Annotated in this window: 5 protein-coding genes; all 5 read left to right on the forward strand. The window is 66.5% G+C overall.

What is annotated here, in order from left to right; translation table 11 throughout:
• Nucleotides 1-33: 33 nt before the first annotated feature.
• A complete protein-coding gene (locus tag ADE01S_RS28835; protein ID WP_242663489.1) occupies nucleotides 34-1038 on the forward strand; it encodes an ABC transporter substrate-binding protein in 1005 nt (334 codons plus the stop codon).
• Nucleotides 1039-1056: 18 nt separating this feature from the next.
• Nucleotides 1057-1830 carry an ABC transporter ATP-binding protein gene (locus tag ADE01S_RS28840; RefSeq protein ID WP_062685195.1) on the forward strand — a complete coding sequence of 258 codons (774 nt, stop codon included), beginning with the start codon at nucleotides 1057-1059 and terminating at the stop codon, nucleotides 1828-1830.
• A gap of 5 nt (nucleotides 1831-1835) precedes the next feature.
• A complete protein-coding gene (locus tag ADE01S_RS28845) occupies nucleotides 1836-2612 on the forward strand; it encodes an ABC transporter permease (protein WP_062685196.1) in 777 nt (258 codons plus the stop codon).
• Between the two features lie 104 nt (nucleotides 2613-2716).
• Nucleotides 2717-4816 carry an ATP-dependent helicase gene (locus ADE01S_RS28850; protein ID WP_062685197.1) on the forward strand — a complete coding sequence of 700 codons (2100 nt, stop codon included), beginning with the start codon at nucleotides 2717-2719 and terminating at the stop codon, nucleotides 4814-4816.
• A gap of 65 nt (nucleotides 4817-4881) precedes the next feature.
• A complete protein-coding gene (locus tag ADE01S_RS28855) occupies nucleotides 4882-5886 on the forward strand; it encodes a magnesium and cobalt transport protein CorA (protein ID WP_062685198.1) in 1005 nt (334 codons plus the stop codon).
• The last annotated feature ends 173 nt before the right edge of the window (nucleotides 5887-6059 follow it).

The following is a 6059-nucleotide window of genomic DNA, read 5'->3' on the forward strand; positions in this document are numbered from 1 at the left end:
GCCGGCGATCCCACCAACAATCAAGGGGAAATCATGAGTTGGATCAACGATCAAGCGCGGCGCCTGCACCGTTACGGCGTGATGGCGGCGATGGGCTGCCTGCTGGCCGCCGGCCCGGCCGCCGGCGCCGAGAGTTTCAAAGTGCGCATGGACTTTTCGCCCTGGGGCATGCACGCGGCGATGCATCTGGCGGTGCAGAAGGGATGGTTCGAAAAGGAAGGGCTGAACGTCGAAGTCGAGGACGGAACCGGCACCATCAACACGTTGCAGTTGCTGGCGGCGGGGCGCGTGGACGTGGGCCAGGTGTCGGTCGGCACCATGGCCGTGGCCATGGAGAATGGCCTGGACTTGAAATCCATTGCGGGCTTTGCCCGTACAGGCGACCTGGCCGTCATGACCGACGCGGGCCAGAAGGTGGCTTCGCCCAAGGACCTGCGCGGCAAGAAGATCGTCTGTTTCGCCACCAGCCCATGGGTGCCTTTTATCGATCCGTTTCTGAAGGCCAATGGTATGTCGCGCGGCGACGTGAACCTGGTCATGGTGTCGCCCAGCGCCATGATCTCCACCTACGCCTCGGGCAACAGCGACGCTTTCATGTCGCAGGCGCCGTTTGGCGTGCCGATGGTTGGCCGCGCGCGTCCGGCCACGTCGTTGCTGCTGGAAGACAGCGGCATCAGTTTCCCCAGTTATGGGCTGGCGGCCACGCCAGACACCATTGAAAAACGCGGACCCGCCCTGGCAAAGTTCGTGGCGGTGCAGGTGCGCGCCTGGCAGTACCTGTACGACGGGCACCTGGAAGAAGGCGTGCAGGCCATCCTGGCGCGGCGCCCGAACGCCAACCTGGATGCCGAGGTGCTGCGCGGCCAGCTTGAGGCCTACCGGCCATTTTTCAACAGCCCCACTGTCAAGGACGCGCCGATCGGGCGGCAGTACGACAGCGATTGGGCGGCTGCCATCCAGAGCATGGAACAGGCCGGCATGCTCAAGCCCGGGCGCAAGCCGTCCGATTACTACACCAACGCGCTGTTGCCGAACTGAACCTGCCAGGAGAGTCACATGCCAGGTTTTCTGGAGCTGGATCGCGTCAATCGGATTTATGAGTCCGAGCGCGGGGCCTTGCACGCGCTGAAGGACGTGACCCTGTCGATACAAGAGGGCGAGTTCATCAGCATCGTCGGGCCTAGCGGCTGCGGCAAAAGCACCCTGCTCAAATGCATGGCCGGGCTGGAGCGGGCCACGAGCGGACTTCTTTCCCTTCAAGGGCGGGCGATTGTCGAGCCGCCGCGCAACATGGGCGTTGTGTTCCAGCGCGACCTGCTGCTGGAATGGCGCAACATCCTGGACAACGTGTTGCTGGCGGCGGAGTTTCACGACGTCAAGCCCCGCGATATGGAACCCCGCGCGCGCGAACTGCTGACGCTGTTCGGCCTGGGCCAGTTCCTGGAACGGTTTCCGCGCGAGCTGTCGGGCGGGATGCGGCAGCGCGTATCGATCTGCCGGGCGCTACTGCTGGATCCCCAGTTGCTCTTGATGGACGAACCTTTCGGCGCGCTGGACCCTTTCACGCGCGATGAGTTGAACGCTGAACTGCAGCGCACATGGCTGGCCACCGGCAAGACCGTGGTTTTCATCACGCACTCGATCGCCGAAGCCGTCTACCTGGGCTGCCGCGTCGTCATCATGGCGCGCGGGCCCGGGCGCATCGAAGAAGTCGTTCCTATCGAGATCGAGCGGCCTCGCGGGCTGGGCGTGCGGGAAACGCCGGCCTTCGTCGATTGCGTCAAGCACATCCGCGATACGTTTCGCGGGCTGGGTATTTACAAGGAATAGCCGCGATGAAATTGGTCTGGTCCAACATTACGCGCCGCTGGGAAGTGCTGGTCACTTCACTGGTGCTGTTGCTGATCTGGGAAGCCTGTGTGCGGATCTTCGAAATACGCGGTTTTCTGCTGCCCGCACCCAGCAAGATCGTGGCGCAGTTTCTGGCGTCGCCCGCCTATTTGCTGCGCGAGAGCCTGGATACGATGGTCACCACCCTGCTGGGCTTTGCGCTGGCGGTGGTGCTGGGCATCCTGGCCGCCATCGGCATCGTGTACTCGCGCTTCCTGGATCGCACGCTGTATTCGCTGCTGGTGGCGCTGAACGCCGTACCCAAGGTGGCGCTGGCGCCGCTGTTCGTGATCTGGCTTGGAACGGGCGCCGCGCCCAAGGTGGCCATCGCGATGCTAATCGCCATTTTTCCCATCCTGATCGATACGGTGCTGGGCTTGAAGTCGGCGGATCCGGACATGCTGGCGATGGCCCGGGTCAATCAGGCCAGCCGGGCAAAAATGCTCTGGAAGATTCGCTTCCCGAACGCCTTGCCCAGCATCTTTGCCGGCATGAAGGTCGGTATCTCGTTTGCGCTGGTGGGCACCATCGTCGGCGAATTCGTGGCCGGCGGTTCGGGGCTGGGGCATGTGATCCTCGTGGCGCAGGGCAGCTTCGACACGCCCACGGTGTTCGTCGCGCTGGCCCTGTTGTGCCTCTTGGGCGTGCTGTCATTCAAGGCGATCGAGCTGGCCGAGCGCCGGTTGTTGACCTGGCATGCCTCGCAGCTAGGCCCGCACTAGGCTGCTATGATGGCTGGATATATAACCAGTTATGGGGGCCGGGGCGCCTGCAAAACAGGCCCCGCCCGGGTGGCCGTTGCGCCGGCCACGCGCCCCTACGCGTCATGTCCGATCAGAATCCATCTCCAGCGAACCGCCGTCCCGATCCCCTGGCCGATCTCAACCCCGCCCAGCGCGAGGCCGCCGAATTCGGCGTGGCCGGCGCGCCGGGCGATGGCGGCCCCTTGCTGGTGATCGCGGGGGCGGGGTCGGGCAAGACCAACACCCTGGCGCACCGGGTCGCGCACCTGATCCTGAACGGCGCCGATCCGCAGCGCATGCTGCTGCTGACGTTCTCGCGCCGCGCGGCGCTGGAAATGGAGCGGCGCGTGGGCTCCGTGCTGCAGCGCGTGATGAACCTGCGCGCCACGCAGCAGCCGCCGTCGCTGCCCTGGGCCGGCACGTTCCACGCCATCGGCGCCCGCCTGCTGCGCGACTGCGCCCAGCGCATCGGGCTGTCCGAAGCCTTCACCATCCACGACCGCGGCGACGCCGAGGACCTGATGGGCATGGTCCGCCACGAGCAGGGGCTGTCTTCCACGAAATCCCGCTTTCCGCTCAAGGGCACCTGCCTGGCCATCTATTCGCGCGTGGTCAACAGCCAGACGCCCGTGGCCGACGTGCTGAAGACGTCCTTCCCCTGGTGCGCCCAATGGGAGGACGAACTTAAGAACCTGTTCCGGGGCTACGTCGCGGCCAAGCAGGACCAGCAGGTCCTGGACTACGACGACCTGCTGCTCTATTGGGCCGAGATGATGGCCGAGCCCGCGATCGCGGCCGACGTGGGCGCGCGCTTCGACCACGTGCTGGTGGACGAATACCAGGACACCAACCGGTTGCAGGCGGCCATCCTGCTCGCCATGAAGCCGGACGGGCGCGGCCTGACGGTGGTGGGCGACGACGCCCAGTCCATCTACTCGTTCCGCGCGGCCACCGTGCGCAACATTCTCGACTTCCCGGCCCAGTTCCCGACGCCCGCCCGCGTGATCACGCTGGACCGCAACTACCGCTCCACCCAGCCCATCCTGAACGCCTCCAACGCCGTCATCGGCCAGGCGACGGAACGCTACGCCAAGGATCTCTGGACCGACCGCCAGTCGTCCCAGCTGCCCGAGCTGGTGACCGTCAGCGACGAGGCCGGGCAGGCGCGCTGGGTGGCCGACCAGGTCCTGGCGCAGCGCGAGGGCGGGGCCGCGCTGAAGTCGCAGGCCGCGCTGTTCCGCACTTCCAGCCACAGCGCCGCGCTGGAGCTGGAACTGACCCGGCGCAACATTCCCTTCGTGAAGTTCGGCGGCCTGCGCTTCCTGGAGGCCGCGCACGTGAAGGACCTGCTGTCCCTGCTGCGCTGGGCCGAGAATCCGCGCGGGCGCATGGCGGGCTTCCGCGTGGCGCAACTGCTGCCGGGCATCGGCCCGGCCACCGCCGGCAAGCTGATGGACGCCATGTCCGCGTCGGCGGAACCCTTGCGCGCGCTGCGCGAGTTCAAGCCCGGCGCGGCGGCGCAGGAAGAATGGCAGGGCTTCGCCGATACCTACGCCGCGCTGTGCGATCCCGGATTGAAGTGGCCGGCCGACGCGGACCTGGCCTTGCGCTGGTATGCGGGCCAGCTGGAGCGCCTGTACGACGACGCGCGCGTGCGCCGCGCCGACCTGGACCAGTTGCTGCGCATCGCCTCGGGCTATCCCTCGCGCGAACGCTTCCTGACCGAGCTGACGCTGGATCCGCCGGATGCCACCAGCGACGAATCGGGCGCGCCGCTGCGCGACGAGGACTACATGATCCTGTCCACCATCCATTCCGCCAAGGGGCAGGAATGGAAGGCGGTCTACGTGCTGAACGTGGTGGACGGCTGCATTCCGTCCGACATGAGCACCGGCACCGCCGAAGAGATCGAAGAGGAGCGCCGCCTGCTGTACGTGGCGATGACGCGGGCCAAGGAGCGCCTGCAGCTCGTCGTGCCGCAGCGCTTCTACGTGCACCAGCAGACCGGCATGGGCGATCGCCACGTCTACGGCTCGCGCACGCGCTACATCACCAATGCGATGCTGCCGCTCTTCGACCACCTGCCCAAGCCGCCCGACCTGCCCCCGGGGCGCGGCGCGCCCAAGGAGCCGCAGGCGCCCGCCGTGGACGTGGCGCGCCGGGTGCGCAGCCTGTTCTCGTAGAACGGGCTATCATCGTTCGATACGCATAAGCTGTCCGGCAGGGATCGCATTGTCCGAGGGTCTTTATGTCTACTGAAGAACATGCCGCCGGCCAGCCTGCGGGCGAGGTCGTGGCGTCGATCGCCTACGTAAACGGACGGCGGGACCGCGAAGTTCCCATCGATGAGGCGGGGCAGTACGTGGCGCAGGGCCACGGCATGCTGTGGATCGGCCTGCGCAATCCCGGCCCCGAGATGCTGGCCAGGGTGGCGAGCGAACTGGGCGCCTGCGACAAGAACCAGGAAGAAATGCTGGAGGCCCACCGGCGGCCGAAGATCATCGACTACGGCAACATGATCCTCATCGTCGCCATCACGGTCGAGGTCGAGGCCGAGCGGCCCATCTTCGGCGAAACCCAGTTCCTCATCGGCGACGGCTTCCTGGTCACCGTGCGCCGCGGCGCCACGGCCGGACACAGCCCCTTGCGCGAACGGCTCGAAGCCTCGCCCGACCTCCTCAAGCGCGGCAGCGATTACGTCGCCTCCGAACTGCTGGACTGGCTGGTCGACCGCTACGTCGCGGCGGCCGGCAAGATCGAGACGGTGGTGGAGGGCGCCGAGCAGAAACTGCTGATCCGCGGCGCCAAGGATTCCGACATCCGCAGGCTGTACCGGCAGCGGCGCGACCTGCTGCGCATCCACACCGTGGTGTCGCCCCTGGCCGAGATCTGCCGCCGCCTGGCCCGCGTGGAAATGTCGGCCGTGGACGAGCACGCCCGCCCGTACTTCGGCGAGGTGGCCGACCGCGTGCTGCGGGTGGACGAGCTGTTCAACTCCCTGCGCGAATCGCTCGCCTTCGCCTTCGAAGCCAGCCTGATGATCGGCCAGGCGGCACAGAACGACACCACCCGCAAACTCGCCTCCTGGGCCGCCATCCTGGCCGTCCCCACCGCCATCGCCGGCATCTACGGCATGAACTTCGAATTCATGCCCGAACTGAAAACCCCCTGGGGCTACCCCGTCACCCTCGGCGTCATCGCCACCGCCTGCTCCGTCCTATACTGGCGCTTCCGCAAATCCGGTTGGCTGTAGGATGGGTGGAGCGCGAGATTCCTTAACCAAGAACCCCAGCATCCAGCGCGCGCAACCCATGCGGTCGCAATCGGCTGTTGTCGGCCGATGCGGGCGCCGGGTTCCCACGGCCGCATGGGTTGCGCGCGTTCAGCGCTGTCGTTCTTGCTTAAGGGCTCTCGCGCTCCACCCAT

It is taken from the genome of Achromobacter denitrificans NBRC 15125, assembly GCF_001571365.1.
Taxonomy (GTDB): Bacteria; Pseudomonadota; Gammaproteobacteria; order Burkholderiales; family Burkholderiaceae_B; genus Achromobacter; species Achromobacter denitrificans.